At 63.7% G+C, this 16424-nt stretch carries 15 protein-coding genes; 6 read left to right on the top strand and 9 right to left on the bottom strand.

Features of this window, described 5'->3' with window-relative positions; genetic code table 11:
- Nucleotides 1-6: 6 nt before the first annotated feature.
- Nucleotides 7-1005, bottom strand: coding sequence for a phosphogluconate dehydrogenase (NAD(+)-dependent, decarboxylating) (gnd, locus tag XI03_RS35155; protein WP_271594651.1), 999 nt, complete (start codon nucleotides 1003-1005; stop codon nucleotides 7-9).
- Nucleotides 1006-1018: 13 nt separating this feature from the next.
- Nucleotides 1019-3868, bottom strand: coding sequence for a bifunctional transaldolase/phosoglucose isomerase (locus XI03_RS35150; RefSeq protein WP_271594650.1), 2850 nt, complete (start codon nucleotides 3866-3868; stop codon nucleotides 1019-1021).
- Nucleotides 3869-4172: 304 nt separating this feature from the next.
- On the opposite strand from XI03_RS35150, the gene XI03_RS35145 reads away from it, so the two are divergent.
- From XI03_RS35145 to XI03_RS35130, 4 genes are all read left to right on the top strand, one after another.
- Nucleotides 4173-4838: an STM3941 family protein gene (locus XI03_RS35145; RefSeq protein ID WP_028145665.1), complete on the top strand. Its 666-nt coding sequence runs from the start codon at nucleotides 4173-4175 to the stop codon at nucleotides 4836-4838.
- A 297-nt stretch (nucleotides 4839-5135) separates the two neighbouring features.
- Nucleotides 5136-7079 (top strand): PrkA family serine protein kinase, encoded by a 1944-nt coding sequence (locus XI03_RS35140; RefSeq protein WP_028145664.1) that lies wholly within the window; start codon nucleotides 5136-5138, stop codon nucleotides 7077-7079.
- Between the two features lie 19 nt (nucleotides 7080-7098).
- Nucleotides 7099-8376 (top strand): YeaH/YhbH family protein, encoded by a 1278-nt coding sequence (locus XI03_RS35135; protein WP_028145663.1) that lies wholly within the window; start codon nucleotides 7099-7101, stop codon nucleotides 8374-8376.
- Nucleotides 8373-9911 carry a SpoVR family protein gene (locus XI03_RS35130; protein WP_028145662.1) on the top strand — a complete coding sequence of 513 codons (1539 nt, stop codon included), beginning with the start codon at nucleotides 8373-8375 and terminating at the stop codon, nucleotides 9909-9911. The genes XI03_RS35135 and XI03_RS35130 overlap by 4 nt, the downstream gene beginning before the upstream one ends.
- A gap of 251 nt (nucleotides 9912-10162) precedes the next feature.
- Here the strand turns inward: XI03_RS35130 and XI03_RS35125 are convergent, their stop codons facing one another.
- From XI03_RS35125 to XI03_RS35100, 6 genes are all read right to left on the bottom strand, one after another.
- On the bottom strand, nucleotides 10163-10597 hold the full coding sequence (locus XI03_RS35125; protein ID WP_271594649.1) for a DUF1801 domain-containing protein: 435 nt from the start codon (nucleotides 10595-10597) through the stop codon (nucleotides 10163-10165).
- Between the two features lie 14 nt (nucleotides 10598-10611).
- Nucleotides 10612-10806, bottom strand: a complete 195-nt coding sequence (locus XI03_RS35120) for a hypothetical protein (RefSeq protein WP_085967818.1) — start codon at nucleotides 10804-10806, stop codon at nucleotides 10612-10614.
- 59 nt (nucleotides 10807-10865) lie between these two features.
- Nucleotides 10866-11297, bottom strand: a complete 432-nt coding sequence (locus tag XI03_RS35115; RefSeq protein ID WP_028145659.1) for an SRPBCC family protein — start codon at nucleotides 11295-11297, stop codon at nucleotides 10866-10868.
- Nucleotides 11294-11617 carry an ArsR/SmtB family transcription factor gene (locus XI03_RS35110; RefSeq protein WP_271594648.1) on the bottom strand — a complete coding sequence of 108 codons (324 nt, stop codon included), beginning with the start codon at nucleotides 11615-11617 and terminating at the stop codon, nucleotides 11294-11296. The genes XI03_RS35115 and XI03_RS35110 overlap by 4 nt, the downstream gene beginning before the upstream one ends.
- A 264-nt stretch (nucleotides 11618-11881) precedes the next feature.
- Nucleotides 11882-12331 carry a DsrE family protein gene (locus XI03_RS35105; protein WP_095426003.1) on the bottom strand — a complete coding sequence of 150 codons (450 nt, stop codon included), beginning with the start codon at nucleotides 12329-12331 and terminating at the stop codon, nucleotides 11882-11884.
- Nucleotides 12332-12374: 43 nt separating this feature from the next.
- Nucleotides 12375-12995, bottom strand: a complete 621-nt coding sequence (locus XI03_RS35100) for a hypothetical protein (protein WP_028145656.1) — start codon at nucleotides 12993-12995, stop codon at nucleotides 12375-12377.
- A 304-nt stretch (nucleotides 12996-13299) separates the two neighbouring features.
- Here XI03_RS35100 and XI03_RS35095 point away from each other — a divergent pair, with 304 nt between their 5' ends.
- Nucleotides 13300-14841 (top strand): SUMF1/EgtB/PvdO family nonheme iron enzyme, encoded by a 1542-nt coding sequence (locus XI03_RS35095; RefSeq protein WP_028145655.1) that lies wholly within the window; start codon nucleotides 13300-13302, stop codon nucleotides 14839-14841.
- Nucleotides 14842-14858: 17 nt separating this feature from the next.
- Nucleotides 14859-15308, top strand: coding sequence for a DUF4399 domain-containing protein (locus XI03_RS35090; RefSeq protein WP_028145654.1), 450 nt, complete (start codon nucleotides 14859-14861; stop codon nucleotides 15306-15308).
- On the opposite strand, the gene XI03_RS35085 is transcribed toward XI03_RS35090, so the two are convergent.
- Nucleotides 15309-16364 carry a 2-oxoacid:ferredoxin oxidoreductase subunit beta gene (locus tag XI03_RS35085; protein ID WP_018318541.1) on the bottom strand — a complete coding sequence of 352 codons (1056 nt, stop codon included), beginning with the start codon at nucleotides 16362-16364 and terminating at the stop codon, nucleotides 15309-15311. It abuts the gene before it with no gap.
- Nucleotides 16365-16424 lie beyond the last annotated feature (60 nt).

The raw sequence follows: 16424 nt of genomic DNA, 5'->3' as shown, positions 1-16424 counted from the left end.
GAGCTCTTATTTGGACTTCGCGGCGCCCGGCTGCTTCGGCTCCTTGTGGCCGCCAAAACCTGCGCGCATCGCGGAGAGAATTTTTTCGGCGAAGGTGTGTTCCTGGCGGGAACGGAAACGTGTGTAGAGCGCCGCGGTCAAAACTTCGGCCGGCACGGCCTCGTCGATCGCCGCGTTCACGGTCCAGCGTCCTTCGCCGGAATCTTCCACGAAGCCGGAATATTCCGTCAGCTGCGGACTGTCGGCGAGGGCCGTCGAGGTGAGGTCGAGCAGCCAGGACGGGATCACGCTGCCGCGCCGCCACACTTCGGCGATGTCGGCGAGATCGAAATCGTAGCGGTGATCCGCCGGGAGAGCCTCGATATTGGCGTTCTTGAGGATGTCGAAACCTTCGGCATAGGCCTGCATCAGGCCGTATTCGATGCCGTTGTGGATCATCTTGACGAAGTGGCCGGCGCCGACGGGGCCGGCATGGATGTAGCCCTGCTCGATGCGGGGATCGCGGCCCTCGCGTCCTTCCGTGCGTGGAATGTCGCCGGCGCCGGGCGCCAGCGCGGCGAAGATCGGATCGAGCCGGTCGACCACCTGCTTCTCGCCGCCGATCATCATGCAATAGCCGCGGTCGAGGCCCCAGACGCCGCCCGACGTGCCGACGTCGACATAGTGGATGCCGCGTTCCTTCAGCGCCTTGCCGCGGCGGACATCGTCCTGCCAGAAGGTGTTGCCGCCATCGATGATGACGTCGCCCGCCTGCATCACGCCCGCGATGGTGTCGATCGTGGTCTGGGTGATGTGCCCCGCAGGCAGCATCACCCAGGCCGTGCGCGGCCGCTCGAGCTTCGAGATGAAGTCTTCGAGCGTCGAGGAGCCGACCGCACCGTCCGCGGCAAGGCCCGCGACGGCCTTGGCGTCCTTGTCATAGACCACGGTCGAATGTCCCTGGCGCATCAGGCGGCGAACGATGTTGCCGCCCATCCGGCCGAGGCCGATCATGCCGAGTTGCATCTGCAATATTCCCTTAGTTCAGCGCGTCGTTGAGCGCCGCATTGAGTGCCGCGAGACCCTTCTTGAGCCCGCCCTTGAGGTGGACGCGCAGCGCGCGCCGGCCGCGTTCGGTGAGCACGTCGAAATCGCCGCGTGCCTGCGCCGCCTTGATCACGCCGAAGCTTGCCTTCTGGCCGGGTACCGCCAGGTCCTTGGCATCATCAGCGGTGATCTGGAGGAACACGCCGCTGTCGGGTCCGCCCTTGTAGGCCTGCCCCGTGGAGTGCAGGAAGCGCGGTCCGAACTCGGCACAGGTTGCGACCTGCCGCTTCTCACGGACTTCGAGCCGCATGGCCTGGAGCGCGTCGATGGTCAGCTTGTCCCGCGCGACATAGCCGAGCAGGGCGACGTAATCGCCGTCGCCGGAGCGCGACAGATGCGCCTTCAGCCACGAGGTGAGGTCGCCGTTGGCGCCGGCGGCGCGCAGCGCGGTGGCGTTGGCCTCGTCGGTGTAGAGATCGGCCTCATCGGTGCTGACCACCGGCTGCTCTTCCGGCAACGCGCCGGTCTTCTCGAACGACGCGGTAAGCTCGCGGGTCTTGATCTTGGCGGCTTCCACGTCCGGCTGGTCGAACGGGTTGATGCCGAGGACCGAGCCCGCCACAGCGGTCGCCATCTCGAAGCGGAAGAACTCCTGGCCGAGATGGTCGATCGACTTCATCACGATGTGCACCACGGGATGGCCGGCCGCCTCGATCGCGGCAAGCTTGGAGTCGTGGGCGGCGTCCGCTTCGCCTTCGACGCGGATGTCGATGAAGAACCGGTCGTTGCCGTAGACGGAAGGGTCGCCCAGCGGCTCGCCCTCGATCGGGATCAGGCCCTTGCCCTCCTTGCCGGTCGATTCCGCGATGAGCTGCTCGGCCCAGGCTCCGAAATCGGCGATCTTCTTCGACGACAGGATCGTCACCTTGTCGCGGCCTTCGAGGCCGGCGAGGCCGATGGCAAGGCCAAGCTGCACGCCCGGGTTTTCGCTCGGCGGCACGTCCGGTCCGCAGGAGCGCGCCATGGCGAGCGCGTGCTTGACGAAGGTCTTGACGTCGATGCCGGCGGTCGCCGCCGGCACGAGGCCGAACGGCGACAGCACGGAATAGCGTCCGCCGATCGAGGGCTCGCCATGGAAGATGCGGGCGTAGTTCAGCTTCTTGGCGGCCTTCTCCAGCGATGAGCCGGGATCGGTCACCGCGATGAAGCGGAAGCCCGTCTTCGCCTTCGGGCCGAGCGCTTGCGCAACGCGCTCATGGAAATAGTCCTTCATCGCGTTCGGCTCGGTGGTGCCGCCCGACTTGCTGGAGACGATGAACACGGTGTTGGCGATGTCGATCCGGGCCTCCATCGCCCGCACCTGCGCCGGATCGGTGGAGTCGAGCACATGCAGCTTCGGGAAGCCGGGCTTTTTCCCGAAAGTCTCGGCCAGCACCTCCGGCCCGAGGCTCGATCCGCCCATGCCGAGCACGACGGCGTCGGAGAACTTTTGCCCCTTCACGCGGCCGGCATAGTCCTCGTAATCGGCGACGTCGGCCTTGGCGGCGCTGTCGAGCCAGCCGAGCCATTTGTCCTCGTCCGCGCCGGTCCAGACCGACTTGTCGTGCTGCCACAGCCTGCGGATCTTGGCCGATGCACGCCATTCCTCCGTACTCTTGGCCATCGCCTTGCCGAGCCCGTCGCCGAGCGAGAGAGACTGGCGGTCGAGCGCGGGCCCAAGCACCGTGGCGCGCTTGTGGGCGACGGCGCCGTAGAGCTTGTCGGCGGCGTCCGCGAACAGCTTGACGCCGTCCTTGACGAGCTCTTCGGTGATGGCGTCGAGCGAGACGCCGGAGCGCTCCAGCTCTTCCAGCACGCGGTAGGCGTCCTCGACGTTCTCTTCCAGGCTGTCGCGCGGCTTGCCATGGTCGCGGAACGCATCCAGCGTTGCCGGCGGCACGGTGTTGATGGTGTCGGGGCCGATCAATTCTTCGACATAGAGGACGTCGCTGTAATCCTTGTTCTTGGTGCCGGTGGAGGCCCACAGCATCCGCTGCGGTTTGGCGCCCTTGGCGGCGAGCTTGTCCCAGCGGGGACCCGAGAACAGGCGCTTGTAGTCCTGGTAGGCGACCTTGGCGTTGGCGATCGCAACCTTGCCCTTGAGCGCGGCCAGCCGCTCCTTCTCGGACGGATCGTTGGCGCGGGCGATCTTGTCGTCGAGCTGCTTGTCGACCACGGAGTCGATACGGCTGACGAAGAAGCTGGCCACGCTCGCGACATGCGAGGGATCGCCGCCGCCTGCGACGTATTTTTCGAGCCCGGCGATGTAGGCTTCGGCCACCTGGAGGTAGACTGCCTTGGAGAACAGCAGCGTGATGTTGATGCTGATGCCGTCGCCGATCAGCTGCTCGATCGCCGGCAGGCCCTCCGGCGTCGCCGGCACCTTCACCATCAGGTTCTTGCGGCCAACGTCCTTCCAGAGCCGGCGCGCCTCAGTGACCGTGCCTGATGTGTCCATGGCGAGATAGGGCGAGACCTCCAGGCTGACATAGCCGTCACCGCCCTCGAGGCGGTCATAGACCGGGCGAAGCACGTCGGCCGCGTTCTGGATGTCCTCGATCGCGACGGCCTCGAACAGGTCGGCCACGGTCCGGTCGCCGCGCTTCAGCGCCTTGCCGATCGGGGCGTCATATTCGTCCGAGCTGCCGATCGCCTTCTCGAAGATCGAGGGGTTGGAGGTGACGCCCTTGACGCCGTCGGTCTCGATCAGCCGCTTCAGGTCGCCCTTGGCGATGAAGCCGCGGGCCAGGAAGTCCAGCCAGACGGCTTGTCCGTGCTTTTCCAGTTCTTTGACGGGATTCATGATGCTTATTTATCTCCAAGCCTGCGGGCGAGGGGTTTCCGCGCCGGTCCTGACGCGCTATCCTCTAGCTTACATGCTCCCGGGAGGGAACCAATCAAGGGTACAGGCGTCATACCCTCCAGTGTAACTCCGTCGCGATCATGGCGATCCGGGCGGCAGTAGCGGTTGTTGCGTAAAAAGTCGTTGGCCGAAGGTTCGGCCGGGTCTCCTTGCGTAACGCCGGCCGCTTCGTCGTCAGCCAGTGGCTGCGTGGAGTGCCATCAGCGGATTCCGGTCCGTCTGGTGCATCGTGGTTCGGCCGCGAATGGCCATGCTGGGGAAGAGCATGCACGCCCATCCTGAAGGTCTGGCGTTTGCTGTCGCCGACAGCCAGCAATCTGCCATGACCATCGACGCATCCCGCGATCTCGAAATCAGGCGATGCGCGACGCAGTTGCGGCTGCTGGTTGCAGCGGGGTTTGCGATGACCCTGCTCAGCGCGAGCCTCGCCTTCGACTTGTGGGACGGTTTGGGCGACTACGACACGACGCTCGGCTATGCCGGCGTCGTGCTGTTCGGCCTGGTGACCTGCCGGCTGATCTGGATGCTGCCCGCCGAACGGGGGGCGGTCGTGGTCGTCACCCCCTACGGCATCCGCGATCTGCGCATCGGCAATGAATTTCTGCCTTGGGATTCGATTGCAGAGATTTCGGCTGAGGAAAGCCGCGGCCACAAGATGATCGTGCTGACGCCGACGCCGGCTTTGCAGCAGCAGCTCTGCGGCATCCGCGATCTGGCCCGTTGCGCGCGAAACGATCGCATCGTCATCCTGTCGGACGGCCTGGCGACCGATTTTGATACATTGCTGCGCGCTTGCCGCGACTGTCACGCTGCCAGCACTCCGCGCGCCGCATTGCAGCAGGAAGATGAACGCGGCACCCAAGGTGGTAACCAAGGCGGCGCTCAAGGCTTCGCCGTACAAGCGTCATAAGATCGCCGCTCGCAGATCGCTATGCTGCAACGCCGGATGGTCTCATCCCCGGTAACGCCCGGATGTTGCGACCGAGTGACATTTTGTGGAAATGAGCCAATATAGACAGGGATTCGCACAAAATACGGGCAGGTGCCTGTTCGTAACTCAACGAGTGCCTACGTTGTGCGTTGCGTCGTGTCTGCACCCGGGTGTCCAATGATCGTCATGTGCTCACGCTGATTCGAAACGGCCTGAGGAACGGTCCGGCAACTGCTTTCGTTTCAGCTTGTAGCGGAACTCACGCGGAGAGGGATCATGTACAACGATTCTCTATTCAACGCTTTCGCTAAGTCGTTCGAGGCGAGAAGCCAACACGACATGTCGATGGCGGAATATCTGGAATCGTGTCGAAGCGATCCCATGAAATACGCGAACGCGGCCGAGCGACTGCTAGCGGCGATCGGTGACCCCCAGACGATTGACACGGCCAAGGATACCCGCCTTGGCCGTATTTTTTTGAACCGTACGATCCGTACCTATCCGGCCTTCGCCGGCTTCTACGGCATGGAAGAAACCATCGAGCGCATCGTCGGTTTCTTCCGCCATGCGGCGCAAGGTCTCGAAGAGCGCAAGCAGATCCTCTATCTGCTCGGCCCGGTCGGCGGCGGCAAATCCTCGCTCGCCGAGCGGCTGAAGTCGCTGATGGAAGTGCATCCGATCTACGTGCTCAAGGCCGGCGATGAACTCTCGCCCGTGTTCGAGAGCCCGCTCAGCCTGTTCGATCCCGATCAGCTCGGCCCGATGCTGGAAGAGAAATACGGCATTCCGCGCCGTCGTCTCACCGGCCTGATGAGCCCGTGGTGCTACAAGCGGCTGGAAGCCTTCGGCGGCGATATCTCCCAGTTTCGTGTCGCAAAAATCCAGCCGTCGCGGCTGCGCCAGATTGCGATCTCCAAGACCGAGCCCGGTGACGAGAACAACCAGGACATCTCCTCGCTGGTCGGCAAGGTCGATATCCGCAAGCTTGAGACCTACGCGCAGAACGACCCCGACGCCTACAGCTATTCCGGCGGCCTCAATCGCGCCAACCAGGGCGTGCTCGAGTTCGTCGAGATGTTCAAGGCGCCGATCAAGATGCTGCACCCGCTGCTGACTGCGACGCAGGAAGGCAACTATATCGGCACCGAAAACATCGGAGCGATCCCGTTCACCGGCGTCATCCTCGCGCATTCCAACGAGGCCGAGTGGTCGAGCTTCAAGGCCAACAAGAACAACGAGGCCTTCATCGACCGCATCTGCGTCATCAAGGTGCCGTACTGCCTGCGCGTCACCGAGGAGCAGAAGATCTACGAGAAGCTGATCCAGGGCTCCGAGCTCGCGTCGGCGCCTTGCGCGCCTTCGACGCTGGAGACGCTGGCGCGGTTCTCGGTGATGTCGCGCCTTCGCAAGCACGAGAACTCCACCCTGTTCGGCAAGATGCGGGTCTATGACGGCGAGAGCCTGAAGGAATCCGATCCGAAGGCGCGCAGCGTCCAGGAATACCGCGACGCCGCCGGCGTCGACGAGGGCATGGACGGCGTCTCCACCCGCTTTGCCTTCAAGATCCTGGCCGCGACCTTCAACCACGATCCGCAGGAGGTCGCCGCCGACGCCGTGCATCTGATGTACGCGCTGGAGCAGTCGATCCGCCGCGAGCAGCTGCCGGAGGAGGTCGAGAAGCGTTATCTCGAATTCATCAAGGCGGATCTGGCGCCGCGCTACGCCGAGTTCATCGGCAACGAGATCCAGAAGGCCTACCTGGAATCCTACTCGGATTACGGCCAGAATCTGTTCGACCGCTACGTCGACTATGCCGACGCCTGGATCGAGGACCAGGACTTCAAGGATCCGGACACCGGCCAGCTGCTCGATCGCGAGCTTTTGAACCAGGAGCTGACCAAAATCGAGAAGCCGGCGGGCATCGCCAACCCCAAGGACTTCCGCAACGAGGTCGTCAAATTCTCGTTACGGTCGCGAGCCCAGCACGGTGGCAAAAATCCGACCTGGACCTCCTACGAGAAGATTCGCGACGTGATCGAAAAGAGGATATTCTCGCAAGTCGAGGACCTGCTTCCGGTCATCTCTTTCGGATCGAAGAAGGACGGCGAGACGGAGAAGAAGCACGGCGAGTTCGTCGCACGCATGGTGGAGCGTGGCTACACCGAGCGTCAGGTTCGCCGGCTCGTCGAATGGTACATGCGTGTGAAGCAGGCCGGTTGAGGCGGATGGTAAAGTGCCCATTCACATTATTGACAGGCGCCTGAATCCAGGCGGCAAGAGTCTTGAGAACCGCCAGCGGTTCTTGCGTCGGGCCAAATCCCTGGTGCAGGGCGCCGTCAAGAAGACCTCGCAGGAACGCGACATCAAGGACGTCCTGGAGGGTGGTGAGGTCACGATCCCGCTCGACGGCATGCACGAGCCGCGCTTCCGCCGCGAAGGTGGAACGCGCGACATGGTGCTGCCCGGGAACAAGAAGTTCATCGAGGGCGACTATCTGCAGCGCTCCGGCCAGGGCAGTGCCAAGAATTCCGGCCCGGGCGAAGGCGACAGCGAGGACGCCTTCCGCTTCGTGCTCTCCCGCGACGAGTTCGTCGATCTCTTCCTCGACGATCTCGAACTGCCGGATCTCGCCAAGCGCAAGATCGCGCAGACCGAGAGCGAGGGCATCCAGCGCGCCGGCTACACCACGTCGGGCTCGCCCGCCAACATCTCGGTGAGCCGGACGGTGAAGCTGGCGCTCGCCCGCCGCATCGCGCTCAAGCGTCCCCGCAAGGAGGAGATCGAGGAACTGGAAGCCGCGCTCGCCGCGTGTACGGACGAGGACGAGCGCGTGGAGCTTCTCGCCCAGCTCGAGAAGCTGAAGGCGAAGTCCAAGCGGATTCCCTTCATCGATCCGCTCGACATCCGCTACCGCCGCTTCGAGACGGTGCCGAAGCCGGTGGCGCAGGCGGTGATGTTCTGCCTGATGGACGTGTCGGGCTCGATGTCCGAGCACATGAAGGATCTCGCCAAGCGCTTCTACATGCTGCTCTACGTGTTCCTGAAGCGCCGCTACAAGCACGTCGAGATCGTCTTCATCCGTCACACCGACCGCGCCGAGGAGGTGGACGAGCAGACCTTCTTCTATGGCCCGGCCTCGGGCGGCACGCTGGTCTCGAGCGCGCTGCAGGCGATGCACGAGATCGTGCGCGAGCGCTTCAACCCGTCGGACTGGAACATCTACGCCGCGCAGGCCTCCGACGGCGACAATTCCTATTCCGACGGCGAGCTCACAGGGCTCCTGCTGACCGACAAGATCCTGCCGGTCTGTCAGTTCTTCGCCTATCTCGAGGTCGGGGAATCCGGCGGCAGCGCCTTCGATCTCTCCGACTCCTCGCTCTGGACCCTTTACGAGCGCCTGCGCAACGGCGGCGCACCGCTCTCGATGCGCAAGGTCAGCGAGCGCAGCGAGATCTTTCCGGTGTTCCACGATCTGTTCCAGCGCCGCGAAACTGCCCAGGAGAAAGCCGCTCCATGACGGAACGATTGTTCGAAGGCGCGGATTGGGATTTCCACACCTTGCAGCGCATCACCGATGCCTGCGAGATGGTGGCGACGAAAGATCTCGGGCTCGACGTCTACCCGAACCAGATCGAGGTCATCACCGCCGAGCAGATGCTGGATGCCTACTCCTCCGTCGGCATGCCGCTGTTCTACAAGCACTGGTCGTTCGGCAAGCAATTCGCTTTCCATGAGGCATCCTATCGCAAGGGCCTGATGGGGCTCGCCTATGAGATCGTGATCAACTCCTCGCCCTGCATCTCCTATCTGATGGAGGAGAACACGGCGACGATGCAGACCCTCGTGATCGCGCACGCCGCTTTCGGCCACAACCACTTCTTCAAGAACAACTACCTGTTCAAGCAGTGGACCGACGCCGACGGCATCCTGGATTATCTCGACTTCGCCAAGACGTATGTCATGCAATGCGAGGAGCGCTACGGCCGCGTCGAGGTCGAGCGCACGCTCGATGCCGCGCATGCGCTGATGTCGCACGGCATCGACCGCTATCCCGGCAAGAAGAAGCTGGACTTGCGCGCCGAGGAGAAGCGGGCAGGGCGGCGCCGCCAGCACGAGGAGGAGGTCTTCAACGACCTCTGGCGCACAGTCCCCAAGGGCGCGGCCAAGAGCCGGTCCGCGCTCAGCATCGAGCGCCGCCGCAAGCTGCTCGGCCTGCCGCAGGAAAACCTGCTCTACTTCCTGGAGAAGAGTGCGCCGCGGCTGGCGCCGTGGCAACGCGAGCTGCTGCGCATCGTCCGCCACATCGCGCAATATTTCTATCCGCAGAGCCAGACCAAGGTGATGAACGAGGGGACGGCCACCTACGTCCACTATCGCATCATGACCAAGCTGCACGAGCAGGGCCGCATCACCGACGGCAATTTCCTGGAATTCCTGGGATCCCACACCAACGTGGTGTTCCAGCCCGAATTCGACGACCCGCGCTTCTCCGGATTCAACCCCTATGCGCTCGGCTTTGCCGTGATGCAGGACATCGAGCGCATCGTCACCAAACCGGAGGACGAGGACCGCGAATGGTTCCCCGACATCGCCGGCAAGGGCGACGTGATGGGCGTGCTGCGCGACGTCTGGGCCAACTACCGCGATGAAAGCTTCATCGCCCAGTTCCTGAGCCCGAAGCTGATGCGGCACTTTCGCATGTTCCATCTGCACGACGATCCCGAGGAGCGTGCCGGCATCCGGGTCGATGCCATCCACGACGAGCGCGGCTTCCGCCGCGTCCGCCGCGAGCTGGCGCGGCAGCACGATGTCGGCTTCATCGACGCCAATATCGAGGTCGTCGACGTCGATCTCTCCGGCGACCGCCGGCTGATCCTGCACCACCACGTCATCAAGGGCTCGCAGCTCAACGAGACCGATGCCAAGCGGGTGCTGCAGCACCTGGCCGATCTCTGGACCTACGACGTCGCGCTGATCGAGGTCGATGCCAACGACAAGGTCATGCGCGAATACGTCGTCAGCCCGCGCCCGATCCCGGCGGCGGTGGCTTGAGGCGGCTGACTGTGCCGGACGTCTGATGGGTTACCCTCAACTAGCGCACCGGCGGAGGTGCGTTCCCTCCCCCCTTGTGGGGGAGGGTTAGGGAGAGGGGTACCCAGCAAAAGGTGCTGGTTGTTGATGATGCACCGAGTGTGATCGCGCGACGGAAAGAATCCCCGTGTCGCACCCCCCTCCCTGCCCCTCCCCCACAAGGGGGGAGGGAACGGAGAGAGGCTCCGAACTCGCTTTGAACTCGCTACCCCTTAGCGCTTCGCCGGCTTCTTCACCTTGCTCATATTCAACTCCACCGCCGCGCGGATCAGTGCCTTCAACGCCTTCTCGTTGATCTTCTCGCCCTCGCGAATGTCGATCGTGCGCCGGACATTGCCCTCGAGGCTGGAATTGAACAGGCCGGCCGGGTCGTCCAGCGCGGCGCCCTTGGCAAAGGTCATCTTCACCACTTCCTTGTAGGTCTCGCCGGTGCAGATGATGCCGTCGTGCTCCCAGACGGGAACGCCGCGCCACTTCCATTCCTCGACGACCTCGGGATCCGCCTGCTTGATCAGGCCGCGGACCCGCGCCAGCATTTCGCCGCGCCAGTCGCCGAGCTCCTTGATCCTGCCGTCGATCAGCTTGGCGGGTGACGGCCCAGTCGCGTCTTTCGTGCTGGTCTTCTTCGCCGCTACTGCCTTCTTCATCGTCTCGCCTCGTGTCACGCGTTGCCGCGGCGGCCGAGATAGGGCAGCGCGAACAGATAGAGCCCGGTCGCCAGCAGCGGGATCAGCGGGACCAGCGCCAGGAAGCCGATCCAGACGGCCTGGAGCTGCATGGTCATGGCGACGATGTTGGCGATGACGGCAAGCGTGAAAGCCATCGACAGCCAGCGATGGATCTGACGAATCCGCATGTCTGTGCTCACTGGGGTCTCCTTCTAGAGATGATTGGAATGGATATGGCCGGCCGGAGCTATTCTCCCCGCGCCAGCACCTCGTCCAGCTTGGCAAGGAACTGCTTCCAGCCGGCATGCGCGCCGCCGTAAGCCTGCTTCTGCGTCGGGCTGAAGCCCGCCTGCTCGACGCGTAAGTGCGTACCCGCGCCGGTCGGAGTCAGCGTGAAGGTGACGACGCTCTTGAGGTCGAACGCGGCGTCCTCATGCGAGAAATTCCAGGTGTAGGCGAGCGTCTTCTGCGGCTCGATGGTGAGCACCTCGCAGTCCAGCACGCCGCCCCATTCGCCGCGAAGATTGAAGCGATGACCGACTGACGGCTTGAAGTCGTTCTTCATCAGCCATTCCTCGATCAGATGCGGTTGCGTCAGCGCGCGCCAGAGCCGCTCGGCCGGGAAGGCGAATTCGCGCTCGATCACGACGGAGCGCGTTTCGCTTGAGGCTTCGGTCATTGGTCCATCCTCTTCAGGAGATCGTTGAGTGCGTCGAGCCGCCTCTGCCAGAATCCGGTCATCTGGCTGGTCCAGTCGAGCAGCGGATCGAGTGCGCCGGGCTGCGCGCTGTAATGGGTCTGCCGTCCCTCATGGCGGTCGCGCACCAGGCCGGCCAGCTTCAACGCGCCGAGATGTTTTGAGACTGCCGGCTGGGAAACGCCGGATCTCACGGTCAGGGCCCCGACCGTCTGCTCCCCCTCGCGGCACAGCCGCTCGAAGATCGCCCGCCTTGTGGGGTCGGCGAGCGTCCGGAACAGGAGGTCGGGGGCGAGGGACATGGGAATCCATAACCGGGAAGTTATGGTTTAACTCATAACCGTTGGGTTATGGGTAAGTCAAGCATGATGGCGGCGGCGGGAGCTTTGAAGCGGAAGGCATCCGCGGGCGCGACTTACCTCTCTCGCTTGCGGGAGAGGTCGACGCGAAGCGTCGGGTGAGGGTTCTCTCCTCTGGGGGTTCTTCATTGCGGAGACACCCTCTCCCCAACCCTCCCCCGCAAGCGGGGGGAAGGGGCGCACCTTTCTCGTGGCAACCGCAATGCCCTAGGGCCGCAGATACAGATACCCCTGCGACTGCAGCTCAGCCAAACGAACCACGCCGCCCTTTTCCGCGCTCACGAAGCCCGGCAGCAGCTCGGTGAGCGTCACGTTCTGCGCCTTCATCGTGTTGCCGCACGCGGCGAGCTCGACGCCATCCTTGGAGAATTCGCCCACGCGCTTGCTGATGTCGGGGTTGGCCTGCGCCGAGTGGAATGCCTTCAGCGCCGGCCCGTGGATCACCAGCGCGATCGTGACGTGATCAGGACCGCCGACGCCGTCGATGTGGTTCTGGATGTTGCCCAGCACGAAATTGACCTTCTCGGCATCGCTGAGATGGTAGACCACTTTGAGCTTGTTACCCGCGCCCGCTTCCGTCGCGGCTTTCGCGCTGGAGGCACCGAATGCTGCGCCCAGGGCCGAGATAGCGCTCCACACGATGTTCCGCCGGTTCATGGCGATCTCCCTCGACTGGACTGAATTCGCCGGGGACATATCATCATTTGTGGCGGAGCGCTGCGAGTTCCTTGCGGTCGGTCACCAGCGAAGCGCACTCGCTGTTGTCGGTGCGGTCGAGGCGGAAAATCCGGTCGTCGGCACCGCCGACCAGCGACTGCTCGGCCTCGTCATCCGGCTTGTTGTTCTGCCAGACGCGGACCCGTTCGAGCCGCACGATCGCCGATCTGTCGTCTTTGGACAGTGCAACGCCGATGCCACCGCCCTCGCAATCGACACCGCAACCGAGGCGAACCTCGTTGCCGTCCTTGGTGAATACGGCGTGGTTACAAGAACCGCTGGAGTCGAAATCGCCGGAGCGATGGCGGTACCTGAAGCCCAGGCGGAAGGAATTGTGCAGCTCCCTGTCTTCCTTGTCCAACTCGGCTGAGATCAGCAGCTTCATCGAAGCGACCTTCTGTTTCGGATGCCGCGCCAGATGCTCCGCATCGTAGCGGCGGACGAAGCAGGCATAGGCCTTGTTGCCGGGGGTGCCCGCATACATCCGCGTGTTGAAGGTCTCGGCCTCGGCCTTGCTGGCTTCGCGGATGTCGTCAGCCTCATCCGCGTGGGCCGCGCTGATGAGTGCGGCAACGGCGAGGGCAGTCAGGAGAGAGAGCTTCATGATGGCCTCGAGCGCAATAGCTGAGCTGTAGGCTTTAGACGCGGCCCAGGTGCGACGCGTTCAACGCGCGCAAGTCGCGCATGATCATCGCAGCGCGGAGTGGGATGGATAGTTCCAGGCACGGCGTTAGTCACCGGGAGGGCGAGGAAGGTTCAACCGATGCGACGCCTTCGCCGTCCGGAACTCGATCCCTGCGAGTCGTTCGACATTGCTCCATTTCATCAATGTGATAGCCTTCACAGACGATCGCCTTTAGCGGTCGTAAGCTGGGGCTGCCTTTGTAGGTTTGTGGAGTCCCCCCGCAATGGGCGAAATTCGCAACTTCAGACCCGGAAGTCAGGATGAGCCGCCTCCGCACGGCTCAATGCCTCGTCGTCTCGCAGCCATCATCGTCGGTGACATCGCCTCCTACAGCCGCATGATGCAGGCCGACGAGGAGGGCACGCATGTCCGCGTCAAGCGGATCGAGCGTGATCTCATCCAGCCCAGCATCGTCGAACATCACGGGGCGCTGGTGAAGACGACGGGCGATGGCTTCATCGCGATCTTCGACAGTCCTGTCGAGGCCGTTCGCTGCAGCATCGTCATCCAGCAGAACCTAATCGGCCGCAATGCCTCGCTTCCGAAGCACTCCCGGCTCGAATACCGGATCGGCGTTAATCTCGGTGACGTGATCGTGGAGCCGGACGATGTCTATGGCGACGGAGTCAACATCGCCACACGTATCGAGGGTATCGCCGAGCCCGGTCACGTCTATATCTCGGGCGCGATCTACGAGCAGATCAAGCACAAGGTGGTGTGCGGCTATGAGTCGCTCGGGGACCGCAAGGTCAAGAACATCACGGATCCGGTGCGCGTCTATCGCGTGCTGCCGGACGCAGATGCCGTCGGAAGGACGCGAGGACGGCGCGAGAATACTCTGATCTTTCTCCTTGGCATCACGCTGCTGGTGATTGCGACCGGCGCGCTGTGGTATCTGCTGGCGCAGCCGCGGGGTAGAGTGGGCGAGCAGGCCGCCACGCCGGCCGCATCCCCGGTCGCTTCCCCGAGCCCGCTGGCTCCGCCGCGCGAAGCGGCGACGCAAACGCCGCAACCATCTCCGTCATTGGCGTCGTCTCCGGCACCGGCGCCCAGCCCGTCGGTCGCGCCGCCCAGCCCATCGGCCACGCCGCCCCGCGAACCCGAGATGATCGCCATTCGCGGCGGCAGCTTTGCGATGGGAAGCAATGACGATCCGACCGAACGTCCTGTCCACCAGGTCACGGTCAAGCCGTTCTCGATCGGCAAATATCCGGTGACCGTGCAGGAATGGAACGAATGCGCGGCCGCAAAGGCGTGCAGCTTCACCGCTACCGGCAAAGACGATGCGCCGATCAGCAATGTGAGCTGGACCGACGCGCAGCAATATGCGGGGTATCTGGCGCAGGCGACCAAGAAGCCCTACCGGCTTCCGAGCGAAGCCGAATGGGAATACGCCGCGCGCGGCGGCACGCAGAGCAAATATTGGTGGGGCGACAAGCTCCAGCCAGGCATGGCCGGATGCAAGGATTGCGGTGACCTCGCGGCCGAGCAGCCGGCGAAGGTCGGCAGCTTCAAGCCGAACCCGTTCGGCCTCCACGACATGGGTGGCGGTATCGATCAATGGGTCGAGGACTGCTGGCACAAGACCTATCAGGGCGCGCCCACCGACGGCTCGGCATGGAGTGGCGGGGACTGCAGCTCGCACGTCCTGCGCTCGGGCTCGTGGAAGAACGATGCGAGATATGTGAGGCCATCCAATCGCGATGGTTACGACACCAATGTCCGTTATCCCACGCATGGATTCCGCGTCGCGCTCGGTCCGTAAGTGCTGGAGTGGATTTGATGAAGATCATTCATTGTGTCGCATTGGCGACGGCGATCGCAGTGCACCCGGGCGCAGCCTACTCGCAGGGAAAGACCGCGCCAAAGGACGCAAAGCTCTATTTCATTACGCCGCACGATGGGCAGAAGGTTCGCGGTGGATTCTGGGTCCGGTTCGGGCTGCGCAACATGGGCGTGACGCATGCCGGCGACGATTACCAGAATGCCGGTCATCATCATCTGCTGGTCGACGTCAACGATCCCATCGATCCCAAGGAGCCGATCCCGCAGGACAAGTCGCACCTGCATTTCGGCGCAGGGCAGACCGAGACCATGCTGGACCTTGCGCCGGGCACTCACACCCTGCAGCTGGTGCTCGGCGACGCCAAGCACTATCCGTTCGAACCGCCGGTCGTGTCGGAGAAGATCACCATACGCGTCAGGTCGCCGGCTGCGGCCCGGAGCAAATGATCACCGCAGGCTGGCGTTGATCTTGTCCAGCACGGCCGAACCCGGGCACAGCGTGTCCGCTTCCAGCGTGTTGAGCGGCGTCTCGACCGTGTTGAGATGCTCGTGCAGATCTTCGGCGTCGGGGTCGACGTAAAGGAGACCGGTGACGATCTGCCCCTTGGCGGCGTGCCGCGCGAGGAAGGTCTGGGCGCCCAGCCGGTCATGCGGATCGTAGTCGGCGTCGATCTTGCGCAGCGCGATCTTGCTACCGTCATGCTGCTCGACCATTTGCACCGTGCCCGGCGCATAGTCCACCGCGATGGGGTCGCGGCCGACCAGCACGTCGAGCCGGTTCACGGCGTCGTTGTGCTCGCGGACATAATCAAAGCTCTTGGTCGAGCCGGCGTGGTTGTTGAAGGCGATGCAGGGGCTGATGACGTCGATGAAGGACGCGCCCTTGTGGCGGATCGCGGCGGCGATCAGCGGCACCAGCTGGGTCTTGTCGCCGGAAAAGCTGCGCGCGACGAAGGTGGCGCCCAGCTGCAGCGCGATCGCAACGAGGTCGATGGCGTTGTCGGTGTTGGTGACGCCCTTCTTGGACTTCGAGCCGCGGTCGGCGGTGGCCGAGAACTGGCCCTTGGTCAGCCCGTAGACGCCGTTGTTCTCGACGATGTAGGTCATGTTGACGCCGCGCCGGATCGAGTGTGCGAACTGGCCGAACCCGATCGAGGCGGAATCGCCGTCGCCGGAGACGCCGAGATAGATCAGATCGCGGTTGGCGAGGTTGGCGCCGGTGAGCACGGATGGCATGCGGCCGTGCACGGAGTTGAAGCCGTGCGAATTGCCGAGGAAATAGTCCGGCGTCTTCGACGAGCAGCCGATCCCGGAGATCTTCGCCACCCGGTGCGGCTCGATCGAGAGCTCGTAGCAGGCCTCGATGATCGAAGCCGTGATCGAATCGTGACCGCAGCCGGCGCACAGCGTCGAGATCTTGCCCTCGTAGTCGCGATGCGTGTAGCCGAGCTCGTTCTTCTTGAGGCCGGGATGATGGAATTTCGGCTTTGCGATGTAGGTCATGAGAGCACCTGCGATCCCAAGCCCGTCATGGCCGGGCTTGTCCCGGCCATCCACGTCTTG

Origin of the sequence: Bradyrhizobium sp. CCBAU 65884 (genome assembly GCF_028128835.1) — a bacterium.
GTDB lineage: Bacteria > Pseudomonadota > Alphaproteobacteria > Rhizobiales > Xanthobacteraceae > Bradyrhizobium > Bradyrhizobium ottawaense.
The sequence above is the reverse complement of the archived record's forward strand: the minus strand, read 5'-3'. Positions and strand labels throughout refer to the sequence as shown.

Coding starts and splice junctions, on each gene's coding strand:
- gnd (WP_271594651.1), bottom strand. CDS start 1,005: ATGCAACTCGGCATGATCGGCCTCGGCCGGATGGGCGGCAACATCGTT.
- XI03_RS35150 (WP_271594650.1), bottom strand. CDS start 3,868: ATGAATCCCGTCAAAGAACTGGAAAAGCACGGACAAGCCGTCTGGCTG.
- XI03_RS35145 (WP_028145665.1), top strand. CDS start 4,173: ATGGCCATGCTGGGGAAGAGCATGCACGCCCATCCTGAAGGTCTGGCG.
- XI03_RS35140 (WP_028145664.1), top strand. CDS start 5,136: ATGTACAACGATTCTCTATTCAACGCTTTCGCTAAGTCGTTCGAGGCG.
- XI03_RS35130 (WP_028145662.1), top strand. CDS start 8,373: ATGACGGAACGATTGTTCGAAGGCGCGGATTGGGATTTCCACACCTTG.
- XI03_RS35125 (WP_271594649.1), bottom strand. CDS start 10,597: ATGAAGAAGGCAGTAGCGGCGAAGAAGACCAGCACGAAAGACGCGACT.
- XI03_RS35120 (WP_085967818.1), bottom strand. CDS start 10,806: ATGCGGATTCGTCAGATCCATCGCTGGCTGTCGATGGCTTTCACGCTT.
- XI03_RS35115 (WP_028145659.1), bottom strand. CDS start 11,297: ATGACCGAAGCCTCAAGCGAAACGCGCTCCGTCGTGATCGAGCGCGAA.
- XI03_RS35110 (WP_271594648.1), bottom strand. CDS start 11,617: ATGTCCCTCGCCCCCGACCTCCTGTTCCGGACGCTCGCCGACCCCACA.
- XI03_RS35105 (WP_095426003.1), bottom strand. CDS start 12,331: ATGAACCGGCGGAACATCGTGTGGAGCGCTATCTCGGCCCTGGGCGCA.
- XI03_RS35100 (WP_028145656.1), bottom strand. CDS start 12,995: ATGAAGCTCTCTCTCCTGACTGCCCTCGCCGTTGCCGCACTCATCAGC.
- XI03_RS35095 (WP_028145655.1), top strand. CDS start 13,300: ATGGGCGAAATTCGCAACTTCAGACCCGGAAGTCAGGATGAGCCGCCT.
- XI03_RS35090 (WP_028145654.1), top strand. CDS start 14,859: ATGAAGATCATTCATTGTGTCGCATTGGCGACGGCGATCGCAGTGCAC.
- XI03_RS35085 (WP_018318541.1), bottom strand. CDS start 16,364: ATGACCTACATCGCAAAGCCGAAATTCCATCATCCCGGCCTCAAGAAG.